17 protein-coding genes are annotated in these 19,114 nt (G+C 63.5%); 13 read left to right on the forward strand and 4 right to left on the reverse strand.

Annotation, left to right across the window (positions count from 1 at the left end):
- Positions 1–41 precede the first annotated feature (41 nt).
- The 3 genes from BHE01S_RS21880 to BHE01S_RS21890 all read left to right on the forward strand — a co-directional run bounded on the left by BHE01S_RS21880 (position 42) and on the right by BHE01S_RS21890 (position 4,754).
- Positions 42–1,232: a zinc ribbon domain-containing protein gene (locus BHE01S_RS21880; RefSeq protein WP_042267604.1), complete on the forward strand. Its 1,191-nt coding sequence runs from the start codon at positions 42–44 to the stop codon at positions 1,230–1,232.
- Positions 1,233–1,292: 60 nt separating this feature from the next.
- A complete protein-coding gene (locus BHE01S_RS21885; protein ID WP_042267607.1) occupies positions 1,293–2,393 on the forward strand; it encodes a TAXI family TRAP transporter solute-binding subunit in 1,101 nt (366 codons plus the stop codon).
- Positions 2,394–2,627: 234 nt separating this feature from the next.
- Positions 2,628–4,754, forward strand: a complete 2,127-nt coding sequence (locus BHE01S_RS21890) for a D-(-)-3-hydroxybutyrate oligomer hydrolase (RefSeq protein WP_084069092.1) — start codon at positions 2,628–2,630, stop codon at positions 4,752–4,754.
- A 28-nt stretch (positions 4,755–4,782) separates the two neighbouring features.
- Here the strand turns inward: BHE01S_RS21890 and BHE01S_RS21895 are convergent, their stop codons facing one another.
- A complete protein-coding gene (locus BHE01S_RS21895; protein WP_042267611.1) occupies positions 4,783–5,661 on the reverse strand; it encodes a LysR family transcriptional regulator in 879 nt (292 codons plus the stop codon).
- 159 nt (positions 5,662–5,820) lie between these two features.
- Here BHE01S_RS21895 and BHE01S_RS21900 point away from each other — a divergent pair, with 159 nt between their 5' ends.
- The 3 genes from BHE01S_RS21900 (at position 5,821) to BHE01S_RS21905 (ending at position 10,590) form a co-directional block, all read left to right on the forward strand.
- Positions 5,821–7,287 (forward strand): MFS transporter, encoded by a 1,467-nt coding sequence (locus BHE01S_RS21900; RefSeq protein WP_042267613.1) that lies wholly within the window; start codon positions 5,821–5,823, stop codon positions 7,285–7,287.
- 642 nt (positions 7,288–7,929) lie between these two features.
- The gene (locus BHE01S_RS38490; RefSeq protein ID WP_167337700.1) at positions 7,930–8,085 is read left to right on the forward strand and encodes a hypothetical protein; all 156 of its coding nucleotides are present in this window, start codon (positions 7,930–7,932) and stop codon (positions 8,083–8,085) included.
- Between the two features lie 606 nt (positions 8,086–8,691).
- Positions 8,692–10,590: a potassium transporter Kup gene (locus tag BHE01S_RS21905; protein ID WP_042267614.1), complete on the forward strand. Its 1,899-nt coding sequence runs from the start codon at positions 8,692–8,694 to the stop codon at positions 10,588–10,590.
- A 55-nt stretch (positions 10,591–10,645) separates the two neighbouring features.
- On the opposite strand, the gene BHE01S_RS21910 is transcribed toward BHE01S_RS21905, so the two are convergent.
- Positions 10,646–11,656 carry an alpha/beta hydrolase family protein gene (locus BHE01S_RS21910; protein ID WP_042267617.1) on the reverse strand — a complete coding sequence of 337 codons (1,011 nt, stop codon included), beginning with the start codon at positions 11,654–11,656 and terminating at the stop codon, positions 10,646–10,648.
- Positions 11,657–11,751: 95 nt separating this feature from the next.
- Here BHE01S_RS21910 and BHE01S_RS21915 point away from each other — a divergent pair, with 95 nt between their 5' ends.
- The 4 genes from BHE01S_RS21915 (at position 11,752) to BHE01S_RS21930 (ending at position 14,917) form a co-directional block, all read left to right on the forward strand.
- Entirely contained in the window at positions 11,752–12,672 is a 921-nt protein-coding gene (locus tag BHE01S_RS21915) for a LysR substrate-binding domain-containing protein (protein ID WP_042267618.1), read from the forward strand.
- A 112-nt stretch (positions 12,673–12,784) separates the two neighbouring features.
- Positions 12,785–14,014 (forward strand): MFS transporter, encoded by a 1,230-nt coding sequence (locus BHE01S_RS21920; RefSeq protein WP_042267620.1) that lies wholly within the window; start codon positions 12,785–12,787, stop codon positions 14,012–14,014.
- Positions 14,011–14,151 (forward strand): hypothetical protein, encoded by a 141-nt coding sequence (locus tag BHE01S_RS37960; RefSeq protein WP_157025560.1) that lies wholly within the window; start codon positions 14,011–14,013, stop codon positions 14,149–14,151. The genes BHE01S_RS21920 and BHE01S_RS37960 overlap by 4 nt, the downstream gene beginning before the upstream one ends.
- 499 nt (positions 14,152–14,650) lie before the next feature.
- A complete protein-coding gene (locus tag BHE01S_RS21930; RefSeq protein WP_042267718.1) occupies positions 14,651–14,917 on the forward strand; it encodes a hypothetical protein in 267 nt (88 codons plus the stop codon).
- A gap of 351 nt (positions 14,918–15,268) precedes the next feature.
- On the opposite strand, the gene BHE01S_RS39685 is transcribed toward BHE01S_RS21930, so the two are convergent.
- Together BHE01S_RS39685 and BHE01S_RS39690 are read right to left on the reverse strand one after the other, a co-directional pair.
- On the reverse strand, positions 15,269–15,508 hold the full coding sequence (locus BHE01S_RS39685; RefSeq protein WP_321896816.1) for an AAA family ATPase: 240 nt from the start codon (positions 15,506–15,508) through the stop codon (positions 15,269–15,271).
- Positions 15,509–15,511: 3 nt separating this feature from the next.
- Entirely contained in the window at positions 15,512–15,808 is a 297-nt protein-coding gene (locus BHE01S_RS39690) for an ATP-binding cassette domain-containing protein (protein WP_321896814.1), read from the reverse strand.
- Between the two features lie 232 nt (positions 15,809–16,040).
- On the opposite strand from BHE01S_RS39690, the gene BHE01S_RS21940 reads away from it, so the two are divergent.
- The 3 genes from BHE01S_RS21940 to BHE01S_RS21950 all read left to right on the forward strand — a co-directional run bounded on the left by BHE01S_RS21940 (position 16,041) and on the right by BHE01S_RS21950 (position 19,026).
- On the forward strand, positions 16,041–17,681 hold the full coding sequence (locus tag BHE01S_RS21940; protein ID WP_407669541.1) for a phospholipase C: 1,641 nt from the start codon (positions 16,041–16,043) through the stop codon (positions 17,679–17,681).
- A 337-nt stretch (positions 17,682–18,018) separates the two neighbouring features.
- Positions 18,019–18,507 (forward strand): hypothetical protein, encoded by a 489-nt coding sequence (locus BHE01S_RS21945; RefSeq protein WP_157025562.1) that lies wholly within the window; start codon positions 18,019–18,021, stop codon positions 18,505–18,507.
- A 75-nt stretch (positions 18,508–18,582) separates the two neighbouring features.
- Complete coding sequence (locus BHE01S_RS21950; RefSeq protein WP_042267628.1) at positions 18,583–19,026, forward strand: DUF1488 family protein; 444 nt, start codon at positions 18,583–18,585, stop codon at positions 19,024–19,026.
- The last annotated feature ends 88 nt before the right edge of the window (positions 19,027–19,114 follow it).

The following is a 19,114-nucleotide window of genomic DNA, read 5'->3' on the forward strand; positions in this document are numbered from 1 at the left end:
AGCATGCCGAAATGGCATTGCCATAACGGTAGGACGACATCATGTCCGCTCAGATTGGTCGCGACCAGAATTTTCCCGCAGCGTGCAAGCGTTGCGGCGGGCTACTGTACGAGAACTTCGACTTCTGCCCTTACTGCGGCACTGATTGTCCACTCGGCAAGGTCGCGCCGGGTACTCATCCGAAAGCCACGGTGACGCCCCTCGGCGCCACGGCGGCGACGCCGCCCGCCCCCATGGCCGCGAAGCTCGCGCAAGCGGGCCTACCCGCGACCGACGGCCCGTCACTGGACACCGGCGGTCAGCACGCCGCGCAGCACACCCTGGCGCTTGCACACGGGGTGCGGATTGCGCAGATGGGGCAATGGCTCTTTCCCAGAGGCCTGTTCGTATTCGCGCTCATTCTTGCGTTCGCGTACGGCACGTATCTGCTGCTCGGCGCGAACCGGCCGCGCGAGGGCACAGCCGGCGAAGCGACCCTGCACTCTTCGGGCGGTTCGGTTTCGACCAATGCGCCCACGCAGCAGGCGGATGAGACGTCCGCTGCCGATGGCAAGCAGATGAGCGAGCAGCCGCAATCGCCCTCGCGCAATGCGCACCCGGCGCCGCAATTCGCGGACGTGGCCGAGGGCCTGCGTGTCGCGCGGACCAGCCTCGCGGAGAATAACCTGTTCGACGCGAAGGCCGCGGCCAATGCCGTGCTCGCGCGCGACCCGGTCAACGAGGAGGCGCGCGCGCTACAAGGCGATATTGCGGCGCGCGAGCAGCGGCGCGATAGCGCGTTGCAAAACGCAGACCGCTGCGTCGCGCAGCGTGCCTGGGCCTGCGTGCAGCAACAGGCTTCGGAAGCGCTCGCGATCGACTCGGGCAGTCAAGCCGCGCAATCGTTGATGGAGCGCGCCATCGTATCGACGGCCTGGAAGCCGCTAAGCCCAGCCAATGGCGCCCCGTCAACGAACGCGGCAGCGGCATTGCCGCGCGGCGCGAACACCGTGCGGCTGCCTTCATCGCAGGACTGGAATACGGGCGCAGCGCCGCCCCCCCTGCCGGGCGCGATGAACACGGCGAACACCGCAAACACCGCGAACGCGACGAATGTCACGAACGCAGCGAACGCAGCAAACGTCGCGCCGGCATCCAGTCCCGCCGGCGGCGACAACGGCGTCGACGCACAGGAGCGCGCGATCGTGCAAAACGGCTGGAAGCGCGCCGCGCCGCCGGGCGCCACGCATTGAACAGGATTCGAGAACATATCGAAGTCTGCCGTACATCGCAAACAAGGCGGGAGAGAGACCATGCTGAAAAAGACTCTGGCAGGAGTGGCGGCGCTGATCGCCCTGCTTTTTTCCACGGCCGCGCTCGCCGCCGCAGCAGACGCGAACTACAAGATCGTGACCGGCCCGGAGCGCGGCACGTACATTCAGATCGGCCAGGATCTGGCGAAATGGGTGGCGCCGCCGGCGGGCATCGACCTCGAAGTGATCCCGTCGAAGGGCTCGGCGGAAAACGTGCAGCGCATGCGCTTCGAGCCCGGCGTGAAGCTCGCGCTCGTACAGTCCGACGTCTACCAGGCCTACGTCGATATGGCCAATGCCGGCAACGAAGAGGCGGGCACACTGATACGGCCGCTGCGGCTCATCATGCCGCTCTATGACGAAGAGATTTACTTCGTCGTACGTAGCGACTCGCCGATGAAGACGATCAACGAGATCAAGGACAAGGTGATCAGCGTCGGCCTGATCGGCAGCGGCACCGCGCAGTCGGCAACGACGCTGTACCGACTCATGTTCGGCCAGCCGATTCCCGAGCAGAATGCGCAGCACTTGAGCAACGAAGACGCGCTGGCTGCGCTCATCGTCAAGAAGATCGATGTGGCGATCATCGTCGCCGGACAGCCCGCCAAGCTCTTTACCGACATGAACCCCGAACTGCTGCAGCAGATCCGCTTCCTGCGCGTCGATCCGAACGCGCCAGAAACGGCGCGCGCGAAGCAAACCTACTATCCCGCGACGATCCATGTGTCGAGCTACCCGAACTGGCTAAAGGAAGACGTGCCGACGTGGACGGTCAAGGCCTTTCTCGTCACCTACGACTACAACCTGCGCGATACGGTCGGCAACCTGAAGCGCTTTGCCGATTCGCTTTGCGAGAACTTCACCAACCTGCAGGAGCACGGCCATCCGAAGTGGAAGCAGGTAAAGCTCGACCTGCCGGGCCTCGGCAAAGGCTGGCAATACTATCCGCCCGTAGAGCGGCGTCTGAAGGCGTGTTTCGCGCATCGGGCCGCCATGCAGGCCGCCACGGGTTCGACCGCGGCGCAAGGTGCCGCCGCCGCGCAGCGGGCCGATGGGCGGCCATGCACGGATCAGGAGCGTCTGCTCCTGCTCTGCAAATAACCCCGCAGGGAATCCGCCAGGCGAACGCGATCCCCGCCGCGCGTGTACAACAGGCGAGTTCGCCCTTCCAGCGCCAGCACGGCATGGAAGGCGATCTCCTTATGCCCGCATGCATTCTCTCCTGGTATCTGCTTTCGGGATGTCCTAATGTCCATGGGTGCCGCGATGCCGGCACGTCGAAACGGTCTTCCCGATGCAGTGCGTCCTACCCTAACAACAAACAAGGAGACACCCATGAGAGGTACCCCGTTCGCAGTCCGGCTTAAAACGGCACGCCTGTGTGCCGCAATCGCCATCGCAGGCGCGGCGCTCGTGCCCGGCGCACGCGCTGACGAAAGTCACGCCGGCCACCCGGCATGGAACAGACTGCCGTCGTTCGTGGTGGCGAGTAGTCTGCAAACCACCCGTTACGATGGCGTGAGCGACGATCTGTTGACCGCCGGACTCGGTAAAACCGGGCTTGCCGGGCCGCAACCGGCCATCGCGAACCCAGCGGCCCCGACGGCAGCAGAATTGCGCCGGCTCGCGATCTGGGCGAACTATCGCGCGCTGGTCGATATCAGCGCGAACGGCGGTTATGGCCGCTTCTGGGGGCCCAACGTCGATGTCTACGGCAACGACACCCTGGGGGAAGGCAAAATTGCCGGCGCGGAATATCTCGCGTTTGCCGACGACGGCAGCGGCCGCCAGAACGTCAGCCTGCTCGTGCAGGTGCCAACCAGCTTCGATCCGGCCAACCCATGCATCGTGACAGCCACGTCGTCGGGCTCGCGCGGCGTGTACGGCGCGATCTCGGCAGCCGGCGAGTGGGGTCTCAAGCGCGGCTGCGCGGTTGCCTATACCGACAAGGGCACGGGTAACGGTGCGCAGGAACTGATGAGCGGCCTCGTGACGCTGATCGATGGCGTCACGGCCAACGCCGCAACAGCCGGACGCACGAGCCTGTTCACCGCGAACGTGCCGGCGGCTGCGCTCGCCGCCTACAACCAGACGTTTCCGAACCGTTATGCGTTCAAGCACGCGCATTCGCAGTTGAACCCCGAAGCGGACTGGGGCAAGGACACACTCGAAGCGGTCCAGTTCGCGTACTGGGTGCTCAACCAGCAGTTCGCGCCGCGCGTCGACGCATCGAATCGCGGTGTGCGCTACGCGCCCGGCGACATCACGACGATCGCCGCATCCGTGAGCAACGGCGGCGGCGCGTCGCTCGCGGCAGCCGAAGAGGACACGGGCAAGTGGATCACGGCGGTCGTGGTCGGCGAACCGCAGATCAACGTGCGCATGCCCGGTGACGCGCAAGTCAGGGAAGGCGGTCAGCGTATTGCCGCGGCCGGCAAACCGCTGGCCGACTACATGACGCTCGCGAACCTGCTGCAGCCCTGCGCCGCGCTCGCAGACGCCGCCGCCGGCGCGCCCTATCTCACGGCGCTGCCCGTGGCGACCACGACCGCCATTCGCGAGGCGCGCTGCACATCGCTCGCGGCGGCAGGCTACATCCGCGGCGGCGACACGCAGGCGCAGGCAAACGACGCGCTCGCGCGCCTGCATGAGGCCGGCTATGAAGCGGACTCCGATCTGCTGCACGCGCCGATGTGGGATTCACAGGCCGTCCCGGCTGTCGCGGTGACCTATGCCGATGCCTACACGCGCTCGAGCGTGCTCGACAACCTGTGCGGCTTCAGCTTCGGCACGACCAACGCTTCGACAGGCGCTGCGGGCGTTGCGCCCGCCGTCTCGCCGATGCTCACCCTCTTTGGCGTGGGCAACGGCGTGCCGCCGACCAATGGCGTCAATCTCGTCTACAACCTCACGCCGCCAGGCGGCGCCGACCATCGGCTCGCCACGCCCGATGCCAGCTTCGCGGGCGCGGCATGTCTGCGCGCGTTGTGGACGAAGGGAGATCCGCGCATGCGCCAGAGCGTGCAGGCGATCAGTGTGAATGCAAACCTGCACGGCAAGCCCGCGATCATCGTGCAAGGCCGCAGCGACGCGCTCGTGCCGATCAATCATGCTTCGCGCGCGTATCTCGCGGCTAACAGCGAACGGGAAGGTTCGCGCAGCCACTTGTCGCTGTACGAGGTGTTGAACGGTCAGCACTTCGATGCGTTCCTCGCCGTACCGGGCTTCGATACGCGCTTCGTGCCGGTGCACTACTACAACATCGCCGCGCTCAATCTGATGTGGAGTCATCTGAAGAATGGCACGCCGCTGCCGCCCTCCCAGGTCATCCGCACGATCCCGCGCGGCGGCAACCCGGGCGCCGCGCCGCCGCTGGGTCTCGCCAACCTGCCGGCCATCGTTGAGCATCCGGGCAGCAATGCGATTCGCGCGAATGACGGAATCGTGAACGTGCCGCATTGAGGCGCGAAGCACCGGCGCGGCGAGCGCATCACACCAGCAGTTGCCGCGCCAGCACTTCTCTCGCTTGTGTCACGGTGTCTCCTTCGCCGGGATGCGGCGGCATGAGCGAGAACACGGCATCGGGCAAGGCCGGCAGCCGGTGCTTCGGACCGAGCCGCGCGAGGCCCTCCCCGATCGCCGATGCGCACAGGCATCCCACGCCCAGACCGGCCGCGAGCATGGACTGCAGCCCGGCCACGCCCGATGCGCTGTGAACGAGCACGTAGGGAATGCCGTTTTCTTCGAGCGAGCGCACCGCGACCTGGTGCATCATGCAGTCCCCCGGCAGCAGCACGAGCGGCAACGCTTGCGGCAACTGCTCGGCGAGTGTGGGCGACGCGACCCAGTAGAGCGGCTCGCGCAGCAACTCCCAGCGCGCGTCCGCGTCGGTGGCGGCGGCCCGGAACGGGCCGCGCGACAGGTGCATGACCACGCCGAGATCGATCTGCCGCTTCGCATACGCGACCTCGATATCGGCGCTCTTCATCGCGCTCACGTGCAAACTCAGTTGCGGATAACAATCGCGCAGCCGCACGAGCAAACCGGCCACCTCGTTGGTACGGAAGTACTCGGTGATCGCCACGCGCAGCTCTCCCTTGATGGCCTGGCCGCGCACGTCGTCGAAGGCGGCTTCGTTGAGCGCGACGAGACGCCGCGCATGTTCGAGCAAACGCGTGCCCGCGGGCGTGAGCTCCACGCCGCGCTTGCTGCGCACGAAAAGCGGCATGCCCGCGCGCACCTCGAGCTTGCGTACCTGCTCGCTGATCGTGGATTGCGAAAGATGCAGCAGCGGCGCCGCCGCCGAAAGGCTGCCCACGTTCGCTACCGCCGCGAACGTCTTCAACTGGTCGAATTCGAAGCCACGCATGACGTTCCAAATCCATCGAATAACTCGATGGATAGTACCATCAATTCCCGCTTTTCCGTCAGATAGAGGTCGCGCAGAATGCCGACTGGACACTCACGCTGCGCGCGTGCTGGATAGCGCGGCCTGACGAAATCCGGCCCTTTATCAGTGAGCACACACATGTCTGACAATACGTACGCCGCCTGCGCCGTGGCGCCGCGCGCCGCCGCCAGCCACGGCCATCACGGCTGGGCGCTGGTCGTTTTGCTCGTGGGCGCGATTCTGCCGCCACTCGACTACTTCATCGTCAACCTCGCGCTGCCCGCCATTCGCGACGGACTCGGCGCGAACGCGTCCGAACTCCAGCTGGTCGTCTCGGCCTACGCGTGCGCGAATGCCGTCATGCTGATCACGGGCGGCCGCCTCGGCGACCTGTACGGCCGCAAGCGCATCTTCATGGCGGGCATGGCGGGCTTCGTCGTCGCCTCCACGTTCTGCGGCCTGGCCACCAGCGGCACGGCGCTCGTCGCCGGGCGCATCCTGCAGGGCCTGTTCGCCGCGACCCTCGCCCCGCAGGTGCTCGCCACGATCCGCAGCGTATTCACGCCGCACGAGCAGGTACGCGTGATGGGGCTTTATGCCTTCGTGTTCGGCGTTGCCGCCGTGATCGGGCAGCTTGGCGGCGGCGCGCTCATCAGCCTGCACCCGTTCGGTCTGGGCTGGCGCGCGATCTTTCTCGTCAACCTGCCCATTGGCGTACTCGCGCTCATCGGCAGCTGGCGCTTCATCCCGGAAAGCCGGCCGCCGCGCGGCAAGCGCATCGACGTGCCGGGCACCCTGCTGCTGTCGCTGTTTCTGCTGATGCTCGTCTATCCGCTCACGCGCGGACGCGAGTCGGGCTGGCCGCTCTGGATGCTCGTCTGCCTCGCCGGCTCGCTGCCCATGCTCGGCCTGCTGCTGCGCGTGGAGTGGCGCAGCCTCGTCAACGGCAAGGATCCCCTGCTCGACGTGCGCCTCTTCCGCAATCCGGTCATCGCGCTGGGTCTCGTGCTGGGGTTCCTCTTCTATACGATGAGCGCGTTCTTCCTGACCTACGGCATTTATCTGCAAGGCGGCCTGCACTGGACGCCGCTCGCTTCGGGACTCGCGATCCTGCCATTTGGCATCGGCTTTCTTTCCAGCCCGCTGCTGATGCCGCGCCTCGTGCATCGGTTCGGCGGCTATCGCGTGCTGACACTGGGCTATTTGCTGCTCGCGAGCGGGCTTGCGATTGCGGCTGCGCTCGCGGGCGCGGCACAGCCCGGCGCCGGGTTCTACCTGGGACTCGCCGCGATCGGCATAGGCCAGGGGCTCGTTTTGCCCTCTGTCGTGCGCATCGTGCTGGCCGAAGTGGAGCCCGAGCGCGCGGGCATCGCTTCGGGCATGGTCACGGCAACGCTGCAGATCGGCGCCGCCGTCGGCGCGGCGACGTTAGGCGGCCTGTTCTTCTCGACGCTCGGCGCGGCGCCCGGCATGACGGATTACGCGCATGCGTTCAGGACCACGATGTTCGCGCTCGTCGCGATCCTGCTGCCTTGCGCACTGCTTTCCACGGCGCTGGGACCGCTGCAACGGCGCATGCATGCGAACGGTCCCGGCATGCAGTGAAGCACTTTCACTTATATTGGATTGGACGCCTGATTATATTTTCCACCTCACTACGCCTCGTCACCCACGGGAGGAAACACATTCCAGTAACCGTCGTCATGCTGAAAGAAAAACAGCGCGTGAAATCCCGTTGTCCGACGCGTCTCCACGCACACATAGCGCGCTCTGCCCGAAGGGGTATGGCCAAACGCGGTGACGTGCACCGGTGTGGTAGGTGCGAGCCATTTTTCGACCTGATAACGCAGTGACTGCGTTTTTGTGCGCCTCATCTGGTCCTCCCAGAGACCGGTTCGTTTTGCAGGTTCTTCGCCGGAAGCCGCAAAAACACCCTGCGCAAACCGAACGCTCCTGATGCAAAGCGCAAAGCTTGCCGCGCCGCATCAAGTTTTTGAGAAAGCACTTTAACTATAGACAGAAAAGCCTTTCGCAACATCCATTTCAGCAAGATAGCAACAAAATAACCAAAACCGGGAAACGCGCGCCCAGCCGCATCATGCAACCTTGGCTGATGCGCCGCACCAGGCTGCGAAACGAATGAATGGAAACGTATGCGATGTGTGGAGTGCGTGGTCCCGGCGTATGCTGCTTCCATGGCAGCAGGCGACCGGGTTCTTTTGACTGGCGATCGAAATGATGAGAAACGTGTACGTTGCGATTTACGTCTTGTTGTTGATAGCCGTTGTCGTCGGCGTGGATATTATTTTCCTCAAGAATCTGTTCTGGCTAAGGCTGGCCGCGAACATCGGCATTGTCGTGGTGTTTGCCGCCGTCTACTTCGCGTTATTGAAAAATCTGTAAGCCAGGGGTCGCGTTTGAAGGACGCAGACCCTGCACCGCCCCCCAGGCCCCCGCAGCACACACAACCGCACCCACCCATATCACGCGCCATAGAACCCGGGCGCGCGATCGCGACGGTCCTCGAGCGCGCCGGCCTGCGCGGCCGTCACGACGTTGCCGGCGTCGCAGTCGGCCAGCATCGCGAGCAAGCCTGGGCCCCACAGGGCGAGCCGGCGCAGTGCTCGCGAACGGTTTCCTTGAGCGTCGGGAGACGGGTCATGCGTTCTGAAAGGATGCGCCTGTAGTATCTGTCGCGCGATTGCAGCGTGCGAGTCCGGACCCGCTGTCGCTGCGCGCGTTCGACACACTTTGGGGATACGACATGACGACGGCCTGGCTTCTTTTGGGTTGCGGCTTTGGCGGCGGCCTTCTGATCGCAATCTGGGGAATATGGAGTCTCAGGCAACCGGACGCCCATGAAAATCGGGCGGACGTCCCGGACAAGACGCCTGCCTCCCGATCGCAGCCTTCCTGAGGCCGCGTTACCCCCATCAGCCGCGAGACCAGGCCTGACGTCTGTGCTCCACAGCCCGTCCTGAGGGACGCTGATTTTCATTTTCCTGACCTATGGCCTCCCTATCCGCGCGATCATCCAGTCAAGCTACAGACGTCCCTTCCGCCCTGATTCTGGGCGCCATAGGCGTGGTGTTCGGCGACATCGGAACCAGCCCGCTCTACACGTTGCGCGAATGTCTGAAAGCCGCTGGCGGAATTAGCCAGACCAACGTATTCGGGATCGTTTCGCTGATCCTCTGGTCGATCATCATCGTCGTGACGCTCAAGTACGTGAGCTTCGTCATGCGCGCGGACAATGACGGAGAAGGCGGCATACTGGCGCTCACGGCGCTGGCGGCCCGCGTGGCGCCCGTGCGTTTGCGCACCGTGCTTCTCACGCTCGGCGTGTTCGGCGCCGCGATGTTTTATGGCGATTCGATGATTACGCCGGCCATTTCGGTCATCTCGGCGGTGGAAGGCGTCGAACTCGTCAATCCCCATCTGGCCGCGTGGGTCGTGCCTATCGCACTCGTTATCCTGACCGGCCTGTTCAAGCTCCAGAAACACGGCACGGCCACGGTCGGAAAAGTCTTTGGGCCGGTCATGATCGTCTGGTTCCTGACGCTCGCCGTACTCGGCGTCGCTCATATCGCACGCAACCCCGGCATTTTGCGCGGCGCATTGCCGTCTTACGCCTTGAGCTTCGTGGCGCACGCACCCGGTACCGCGTTCGTCGTCCTCGGCTCCGTGTTCCTTGCCCTGACCGGCGGCGAAGCGCTCTATGCGGACATGGGGCACTTCGGCAAGACGCCGATCCGGCTCGCGTGGCTGCTGCTCGTGCTGCCGAGCCTCATCCTCAACTACTTTGGCCAGGCCGCGCTCGTGCTGTCGACGCCTTCGGCGCTCACACAGCCATTCTTCTCCCAGGCGCCCGGCTGGGCACTGCTTCCGTTAGTACTGCTCGCAACGGCGGCGACTATCATCGCTTCGCAAGCCGTCATTTCCGGCGCGTTTTCCATGACGAAGCAGGCTGTCCAGCTTGGGTTGCTGCCTCGCATCCCCGTCGTCCACACCTCGACACACGAAGTCGGTCAGGTCTACGTACCGTTCATCAACATATCGCTCTATGCGGCGGTCGTATTCCTCGTTGTGTTCTTCCGGTCTTCCGATAATCTCGCGGCCGCTTACGGCATCGCAGTCGCCTCGACGATGCTGCTCACGACGCTGCTCATGTACTTCATCACTCACAGCCTGTGGAACTGGAAGCCGCTCGCAACGCTGGCCGTGATCGGGCCGCTCGCCGTCGTGGATGCGATATTCGTCGCGAGCAATGCGAGCAAGGTTCTCGATGGCGGCTGGTTCCCGCTGCTGGCCGGCGGCGTGCTGTTCACCATCATGACGACATGGCACCGCGGTCGGGAAATGGTCGTCGAGCGCGTGAAAAGCGATAACCTGCCGCTTCCGGCATTCATTCATTCCTTGTGCGACGGATCAAACCCGCCTCCCCGCGTGGGCGGAACGGCGGTGTTTCCGGGCGGCGTGCCCGGCATGACGCCGAGCGCGTTCATGCACAATCTCAAGCATAACGGCGTGATGCACGAGACCAATATCTTTCTGGCCGGCACGACCGAGAACATTCCGCACGTGCCCGATAGCGAAAAAGTCTCGGTTAGCGATCTTGGGCACGGTTGCTACGTGGTCGCGGCGCGTCACGGTTTCATGGAAATGCCCAACGTGCCGGCACTGCTTCTGCTCGTGCAGAAACAGATACCGACCTGGCAGTACGAGCCGGCCGCGACTTCGTTCTTTCTGGCCCGCGACACGATCCTTGCAACGGCACAAAGCAAAGGCATGTCCTTATGGCGCGAGAAGCTTTTCGCTTTCATGGCGCGCAACGCGGCGCAGGCGGCCGAGTACTACAGCCTCCCTGCGAACCGGGTGGTCGAGATGGGTGGACAGATCAACCTCTAAGGCGCAATCCCGCGGATCACGGGACTTTCGCCGGTCGCTCCTGCTGCGGGGCCGGTCATCGCAGGGGCATTGCGTGGCTCGGCGAATCACTCTCGGCCTCGGCGCGGCTGGAACTCGGGTGCGTGGCTGCCGGAGGCGTCGCGATGACGCTGCCGTCGGCCAGCCAATGCCGCGCGAGCGGCCACAGACTGCGCTCGAATCGCGAGTGAAAAAACGCGAAGTGCCCGATGCTGCGCTCGCCAATTGAGGCAGGTGCGATGCGTACATGCGTCGACTCGCTGGATGGGAAGTAGCGCAGCGTGCGTTCGATCGCGCGGATGGTGCCGAACGGGTCATCGGGGAAGCTGACAGCAAGAATGGGCGCGTGCATGTTGCCAAAGCGAGCGACGATGTCCGCGCGCTGCGCTGGCGTGCGTGCGAGCGTCCCTTTGCTCAGCGTGTCTTCGAAGCGGGCGCGGCCCCGGCTCCAGATCTTCGCGACGCCGCGCGGCGTGTCCTCCATCCATCCGAACCACGATGCGGGGAAATACCCCATCAGGCCGGTTAGAACCGGCATCACGATATGCCATTTCCAGAGCATGAGCGGCATGCTGCGCGGTGCGTAATCGCGCCAGTATGCGTACTGTGTGCCGACGGTGAAGACGCGGCGAATGAGATGATTCGACGGCGCGAGCCCGACCAGAAAGCCGCCGATGCTATGCCCCACGACGTCGATCGGTTGTCCGGGAAACAGGCTTCGCGCGTAGCGCAGCACCGCTTCGAAATCGCGTTCCCCCCATTCCAGCCAGCTCGCATCGAGCGTTGCGAGTGCAACAGGCTGAGAAGCGCCAATGCCGCGATAGTCGTAGACCAGCACGTCGAAACCCTGCTGGTACAGCCATGCGCCAAAGCGGAAATAATAGTGGCAGCGCACCGACGTGGCCGAATTGACGATGACCACCGCACGCGAGGCGTCCGCGTTCGGCAGCGCGTGTCGACGCCATACATAGGCGCGAAGCGTAAAGCCATCGGCGGCGGTGATGGCGACGGCGAGCGGACGCGCCTCGTCCGGATCGGCTGAATGCATGAACGTGCTCCATGAAGAGACCGGAGCGTCGATTTCACTTGACCTCGGCCGCTGCTTCAATCAATCTTTGCGCAGCTTTCGCATGAGGAAAACGCATGTCGGTGCCGCTCGTAAAACTCCCTTCTCTCGACCTCATTCGCGGGTTCGTCGCGGTGGGCCGGCGCATGAGCATCACGCTCGCCGCCGGCGACCTGTGCGTCACGCAATCCGCCGTGAGCCGCCAGATCGCCGCGCTCGAAGAGACGCTGGGCGTGCGCCTGTTCAACCGCGGCTATCGTTCGATCTCGCTCACCCCGGAAGGCGAGCGCCTGCTGCGCGTAGCGGACAGCGCGGTGCAGCAGATGCAGGAAATCGTCGGCGCACTGGCCGCGCCCCGGATGCGGCAGCCTGTAACGATCACCGCCAGCATCGGCATTGCGGGCCTGTGGCTGCTGCCGCGGATCGGCGAGCTGCAACGCGTGCATCCCGATATCGATCTGCGCCTTGCGACCTCCGAGAAGGTGCTCGATCTGCGCGCCGAAGGCATCGACCTCGCGCTGCGCTATGCACCGGCCGGTATCGCGCGCGAGGCAGCGAACCGATCGGTGCATCTGTACGACGAATACGTGCTGCCGGTCGCGCATCCTTCGTTGAATGTGAAGAAGCTCGACGCGGCCACGCTCGCGCGCCATGTGCTGCTCGAATTCGAAGGCGTGCGCCGCCCGATGCTTCGCTGGGCGGATCATCTGGGCGTGCGCGGCATCGACGGCGCGCCGCTTCGCGGCGTGCTGCGTTTCAACCAGTACGACCAGGTCATTCAGGCCGCCACTGCCGGCCGGGGTATCGCGCTCGGCCGCCTCGCCCTCGTGCAGCCGCTGCTCGCCGACGGCAGACTCGCCGCCATCGGCAATGCGCGCGCCGAGGGCCCGACCGGCTACGCCTACTGGCTGCATCAGGCCGACGAAGCGCCGCGCGACGACGTGCGCGACGTCATCGACTGGATCGTCGAACAAGCTCGCCAAAGCCAGATCACATGATCAGCACGCATGCGAAGCGTGCCAGAAACTCGCTTGAGCCAACTCGCCTTCCCGCGCTCTACTAGGCGCAGCGCGGCGCAACAGCAAGGCGCCCTTCGCGAGGAGGCGAACGATGACCGGTATGGACGATGCATGGCGCCGCCGCTGGCTGCTCGTGATCGCAGGTGGCGTGGTGATGGGCGCGGCACTCGGCGTGCGCAACGTGCAAGGGCTTTTTCTGTTGCCCGTCACGCTCGATCGCGGCTGGTCGCGCGAGACGTTCGGCCTCGCGCTCGCGCTGCAAAACCTGCTATGGGGCATTGCACAGCCGCTCACGGGCATGATCTCCGACCGCTTCGGCTCCGCACGCGTGATCTTCGCGGGCGCGCTGCTCTACGCGCTTGGACTCGCGATGATGGCACTGAGCGCTACGCCTGGCATCTACACATTTGGCGTGGGCGTGGTGCTCGGCGTTGCATTGTCCGCAACGGCGTTCGGCGCCGTCTATGGCGCCCTCTCGCGGCTCTTTGCAGCCGATCAGCGCAGTTGGGCACTGAGTGTGGCGGGCATGTTCGGCGGCCTGGGCCAGTTCTGCGTCGTGCCGCTCACGCAGGGGATGATCGGCAAGTTCGGCTGGGTCACCGCCATTCTCGTGCTCGCCGCCATGATGCTCGCCAGCGCGCCGCTCGCGGCATGGCTGCGCGATCTTCCGGTGGCGCGCAGCGGCGCGATCGATACGCACGACACCCTGCGCCGTGCGATCGGAAAGGCGTTCGCGCATCGCGGCTTCTGGCTGCTCAATCTGGGCTTTTTGTCGTGTGGCTTCCAGCTTGCGTTCATCGGCGCGCACCTGCCGGCGTATTTGCTCGACAAAGGCATGAGCGCGCGCGAAGCCAGTCTGGCGCTCGCGCTGATCGCGCTGGCCAACACGGCGGGCACGTTTCTATGCGGTTACGCGGGGGGATTTCTGCGCCGCAAGTATCTGCTCTCGGCTATCTACTTCGCACGGGCGGGCGTGATGGCGCTGTTCCTCGCGTTGCCGCTCTCGGCCCTCACGCTTTATGTGTTCGCGTTCGCGATGGGGTTCATGTGGCTCGGCACCGTGCCGCTGACGAGCGGGATCGTTTCGCAGATGTTCGGAGTGCGCTATATCTCGACGCTCTTCGGCTTCGTTTTTCTCGGGCATCAGATCGGGGGCTTCTTCGGCGTCTGGCTGGGCGGCGTCGTGTTCGACGCGACGCATAGCTACGGCCTGCTCTGGCAGGGTTCGATTGCGCTCGGCATCATTGCAGGCCTGATGCACTTGCCGATCGACGACGAGCAGGTCGTACAGCGTGCCATGATCGCTGGCCAGCCTTCGTGAGCGAGGTGTTGGCCGTGCGCATCATGCAGGTCATGCTGGCCATTTCATTCGGATCGCTTATTGTCTGGACGTTCGTCGAATATCTCGCGCCTTCGACGATGCTTGCCTTGCTCACCGGCGCCGCGTTTTGTGGATGATCGTGCCGCTGGCGGCCGCTTACTTGATCAACTGCAGTACGTCGCGGAATCGCGGGTACCGACTCGAGCGCAGCCATTCGAACGCGACTATCTCGACCGTCGCCACTTCGGCGCCCGCGTTGTTCGTTCGCAAAACGGCCACCTCCTTGAATGGTGCTTTGCAACAGCGATCGAGCACCAGTCCTTTATTTCCCTCGCGTTCTCGCCAGGTTCGTCGGGATTCTGTTCTGTCCCGATGACCGGAACATCGAGACCCCGAGCAATCCGCCCGAGCCGAACGCCTTGAGGGGCAATGGATTCGCCGTCGTGAATCGCAGGCAGCAGTCTCGTTTGCAAGTCGATCAGAACTACGATCGATTCGGAAAGGCTATGCAGCATCACGCATCTGTTTCGGAGATTGCAGTGCGCAAAATGGCAGCTGTCAGGGATAGTACTAAGTATGCGACAAATGGTCGCCGTGCGACTCTACGTTCCAATGCCATTCCCTATGGAGCCAGGCATGCAAGCAGAGACGCTAAAGAAAGCCAGGGCCGCCACTTTTCTCACCCGGTCGGCGTTGTGTCTGATGCTGTTGCCAGTTGCCTGTCTTGTCTGGGCACTCCAGGCGTATCCGCCACAGGAAGCCATTTGGATTTGCTTCTCGCTGGCCATCTATATCTGGCCTTTCGCCGGAGTCCTCTTTGTGATTTCCGCGGGATTCCACGTCGGCACCCACAGCCGTCGGCTCGAAAAGGACGCCGGATTCCGCGAGGCGCACGGGCACTGACTAGCCCGCGCGCCGTCCTGCCAAACGGTCCGCTGTCGTTACTCGCATGCAAGCCTGCTGGAAGCAGCAGGCTCCTGAGGCGCGGCTTGCCGCTTGTCAGGATTGGCGGCATGACTGGTTAGCAAACCTTATCGTCCAGACAGGGCTCCGCCTGCTGCGCGGGGTACAGCAACGCACGCAGCGATGGCGCGAGTGACGCGCGTCTTGCGCGTGCGTTCAGCTACCGCATGTGCATTCCGCATAAATCCATCCGTTCGATATCCTTAGTACATGCGTCCATTTGTCGGCGCCGGCCGCTCCGCGTGCCTGGCGCCACGGCGCGCGAAGGGGCTGGCGCCAGCGGACTGCGCCTCAGCCAGCCACCCCAAGCTCCGCGAAACTCGTGACTTTTGCCTCACAAGCTCGCGCGAGTTGCATATCGTGACTCAAAAAAGAGACCGCGCTGTCTTCGGCCAGATTCTCGAACAGTTCGATGAGAGCAGCGCGCGCGGCGGCGTCGAGTCCGTTTCCCGGCTCGTCCGCAACGACGATGGCGGGCTCGCCCAGCATCGTCGCCGTCAGGAATATTTTCTTGCGCGTGCCGAGCGACATCTGCTAGAAGCGCTTGTCGAGGTGCGGTGCGAGGCCGAAGCGGTGCGCAAGATCGAGCGGGCGGGCGTCGACGGAGGTCTTCTTTGCAGACGCCACGAGTTCGAGAAACGCCCGGCCCATTTGGAACGGATACGCCATGCAGTCGTCGGGCACGTAGGCCAGCGCGGATTTTGCCTTGAGCGCATCGGAACGCAGCGAATGACCGGCGAGCCAGACCTCGCCGTCATCGGCATCGACCGCGCCGGAGAGGATGCCTGACAGCGTGGACTTGCCACTGCCGTTTTCATCGCATAGTGCCATGCATCCAGCGCCGCTCGCGTAGTGCGATCCCTGAAAGATAACGCGCTCGTCAAGGCGTTTGCTGAGGTTTTCGAATCCGTGCGCGTATTGCCACCCGGCGAAGGCGCGCATGGACTGCCGTTCGCTTGCCTGAGCCACGGCAACGCCAGCCGGGAACTCCCATTGCGCCACGAAGGACCGCAACTTACAGGAGCCCGACATGCATTGGCGTCATCTAGCGCCTGGTTCGCTCATGGCCATAGCCTTCTCATTGCCGATTGCATGGGGTGCGAGCGGCTACCCGCCGATGAATCGGCCGGACGCCCCCCATACTGCCACCCCGATCAAGCACCTGGTCGTGATCTATAGTGAGAACGTCTCGTTCGATCACTACTTCGCGACCTATCCGCACGCGGCGAATCCCTCAGACGAACCGGCGTTCAACGCACTGCCCGGTACGCCCGGCGTGAATGGTCTCTCGGGGTCCCTGCTCGCCAGAAATCCAAATGCGACGAATCTGGCCAACGGCGCGGGCGCAGCGAACCCTTTCCGCATTGACCGAACGCAGGCCGCCACCGCCGACCAGGACCACGCCTATGCGGCGGAACAACAAGCCTACGACAACGGCGCGGTCGACCTGTTCCCGAAATACACGGGCAAAGGTACGGGAGACGGCGCCGGTGAGTCCGGAAACACCGGCGAAGTGATGGGCTATTACGACGGCAACACAGTCACCGCGCTGTGGAACTACGCGCAGCGCTTCGCGATGAGCGACAACGCCTGGTCGTCGACCTATGGGCCCTCGACGCCGGGCGCCCTGGAGGTAGTCTCGGGTCAAACCAACGGCGTGATGCCCGTGCTCACGACAAAAAAGCCTTCGGCGCCTGGCTCCTATTACGTGAACGACGGACAAGGCGGCTTCACGTTGATCGACGACGTCGATCCGGCCTTCGACACATGCTCGAGCCAGCGCGACACCGTCATGATGACGGGCAGGAATATCGGCGACCTCTTGAACGCACGCGATATTTCGTGGGGCGGCTTCATGGGCGGCTTCAATCTCGAGACCGTGAACAGCAATGGCACGACCGCATGCAGGCGCAGCACGCTATCGGCAGTCGTCGGCGCGGCCACTGCCGACTACGTGCCGCATCACAACTGGTTTCAGTATTACGCGTCGACGTCGAATCCGAAGCATCGGCGTCCGAGCTCTATCGAGGCGATCGGACACACCCTGGAAAGAGATGGCCGGACCCCGGACCCCGCCAATCATCAGTACGATTCCGACGACTTCTTTAGAGCGGTAAGCGCCGGCAACTTTCCGGCCGTGAACTTCCTCAAGGCCCCCGCATTCCAGGATGGCCACGCCGGCTATTCCGATCCGCTTGACGAGCAGGCTTTCGTCGCGAAGGTCGTCAACTTCCTGCAGCGCCAGCCGGACTGGACCAGCACCGCCATCGTCGTGACGTGGGACGACTCGGATGGCTGGTACGACCACGCTTACGCATTGCCAACGAGCGCGTCATACGATTCGTTCGCCGACCGTCTCAATGGCCAGGGAAAATGCGGCACTGGCTCCGCGCAGGACGGCGTAAAAGGAAAACCCGTGAACGGCCGCTGCGGCCCGGGTCCACGCATTCCGTTTCTCGTCATTTCGCCCTGGGCGAAGGAGAATTACGTCGACCATACGTTGATCGACCAGTCATCGGTCGTCCGCTTCATCGAGGACAACTGGCTCGACGGACAACGTATCGGCGGTGGATCGTTCGACAGCAAGGGAGGCAGCATCATGGGCATGTTCGACTTCGGCCGTCGTGGCGAAGACCTCGCGCAGCGCAAGCTGTTTCTGGATCCGTCGTCGGGCCTGCCGGTCAACAAGCCTCCGAAGGTCTAGATTCGGGAGATCGAGATTCAGTTCTGATTTCGATTCAAGGTAAAGACAAACGTCGTAGCGGCCTTTTTCTACAATGACCGCTTGTAGATATGTCAACGCGTCGGTGCTTTCGACGCCCTTATATTACAGCCTCCTTATTGTTCATATCGTTGATTTGGAACCCAGATTCCTTACCGGGACCCGGCAAATTTTTCTGTCGATCGAGGGGGTACGGCGCTTGCGCTCCAAGCGAGGGCGTTGTCGTGAACGCTGATTGTCAGATGACCCACAAAGACCCAGACGGCTTTCAGAACGACGCAACGCGATGCCAGACATTTGCATGAGCGGGGGCTCTTCTATGTCGAACCGACACGAGACCTCTCCTGCCGAGACAGGGGAAGTCCTGGTACTGGTGGGCGCCGCCTTCGCTGTGCTTGGCGGTTGGCTCGTCGCAATGGGTTCCACGCCCTACTACGTCGTCACCGGCCTCGCGCTGATCGGCTCGGGTACCCTCATGGTGCGAAGCCGATCGGCGGGCCTCTGGAGCGTCTTTTTCACGCTCGTCGCGGCGCTCGTCTGGTCCATCTCCGAAGTCGGGCGCGACGGGTGGAAACCCATGCCGCGCCTGCTGTTGCTCGCTTTACTCGGCATCTGGTTCTACCTCAACATCGCCGTCGGCAATTCGATGATCGCCCGTCCCGTTCGCGTGGTGGCCGGCGTCGCGGCGATCGTCTATGCGCTCACGATCGTCGGCATGTTCTCGCCCAAGGTGCCCATGTCGGTGGCGCAACACCTGCGCTACGGACCGCTATCTGCGCCCCACACCAGCAGCGCGTCATCCAATTAAGCGAACTCGCCCCCGACATGGTTGCCATGAACGATTTGGGAATTGATTTCGATTCAATCGGCAAACCCATGATGCGTGCTTTCAGACTTCTTCAGACGAGCGAGGAACACCGGTTGCTGGAAGGCAGGTGCAGAAGTCACAGAGGTCGCCATCGTGCTCATACAATTTCCAGATGAAGATGCGTTCTACTACGCGTATGGCACGATCCGGTATCGCGCCATCGTCGACGGCACATGGGTCATGTGCGAAATATCTCCGGAGGCCCTCGAAGACTATTTTCGTGCGCACGCGGGCCGCGCTGGCCTGTTGGCAGCATTCGCGGAACATAGGAAGGAGATCGAATCAATTACAAGACAAATTCTTCCCCACCGGATCTCTGCTGGACGCTGCCAGATTTTCTTGCGAGACTGCTTGTACAAGCCTGGAAAGAACGAAGCCGACATCAGGCACGACAGGGAAAATGTCGAAGCTACCCGAAGCGACGAAATGACAATCGCGAGCGCATGCCTTCTGACATGAACGCTCCCGAGGCGTGAAGTGCGTTGACGTGAAGGCGCGCCCAGCGATGTCATTCCCTTGAATGCGAATGCCGCCAGGTCTTTGACGC

This window comes from Paraburkholderia heleia NBRC 101817 (genome assembly GCF_000739775.1).
GTDB classification, from domain to species: Bacteria; Pseudomonadota; Gammaproteobacteria; order Burkholderiales; family Burkholderiaceae; genus Paraburkholderia; species Paraburkholderia heleia.

Bases quoted from the DNA above. Each gene is read 5' to 3' on its own strand.
- BHE01S_RS21880 (WP_042267604.1), top strand. From the start codon at position 42: ATGTCCGCTCAGATTGGTCGCGACCAGAATTTTCCCGCAGCGTGCAAG.
- BHE01S_RS21885 (WP_042267607.1), top strand. From the start codon at position 1,293: ATGCTGAAAAAGACTCTGGCAGGAGTGGCGGCGCTGATCGCCCTGCTT.
- BHE01S_RS21900 (WP_042267613.1), top strand. From the start codon at position 5,821: ATGTCTGACAATACGTACGCCGCCTGCGCCGTGGCGCCGCGCGCCGCC.
- BHE01S_RS21940 (WP_407669541.1), top strand. From the start codon at position 16,041: ATGGCCATAGCCTTCTCATTGCCGATTGCATGGGGTGCGAGCGGCTAC.
- BHE01S_RS39690 (WP_321896814.1), bottom strand. From the start codon at position 15,808: ATGGCACTATGCGATGAAAACGGCAGTGGCAAGTCCACGCTGTCAGGC.
- BHE01S_RS21910 (WP_042267617.1), bottom strand. From the start codon at position 11,656: ATGCATTCAGCCGATCCGGACGAGGCGCGTCCGCTCGCCGTCGCCATC.
- BHE01S_RS21930 (WP_042267718.1), top strand. From the start codon at position 14,651: ATGCAAGCAGAGACGCTAAAGAAAGCCAGGGCCGCCACTTTTCTCACC.
- BHE01S_RS21915 (WP_042267618.1), top strand. From the start codon at position 11,752: ATGTCGGTGCCGCTCGTAAAACTCCCTTCTCTCGACCTCATTCGCGGG.
- BHE01S_RS21945 (WP_157025562.1), top strand. From the start codon at position 18,019: ATGTCGAACCGACACGAGACCTCTCCTGCCGAGACAGGGGAAGTCCTG.
- BHE01S_RS21890 (WP_084069092.1), top strand. From the start codon at position 2,628: ATGAGAGGTACCCCGTTCGCAGTCCGGCTTAAAACGGCACGCCTGTGT.
- BHE01S_RS21905 (WP_042267614.1), top strand. From the start codon at position 8,692: ATGGCCTCCCTATCCGCGCGATCATCCAGTCAAGCTACAGACGTCCCT.
- BHE01S_RS39685 (WP_321896816.1), bottom strand. From the start codon at position 15,508: ATGTCGCTCGGCACGCGCAAGAAAATATTCCTGACGGCGACGATGCTG.
- BHE01S_RS21895 (WP_042267611.1), bottom strand. From the start codon at position 5,661: ATGCGTGGCTTCGAATTCGACCAGTTGAAGACGTTCGCGGCGGTAGCG.
- BHE01S_RS21920 (WP_042267620.1), top strand. From the start codon at position 12,785: ATGACCGGTATGGACGATGCATGGCGCCGCCGCTGGCTGCTCGTGATC.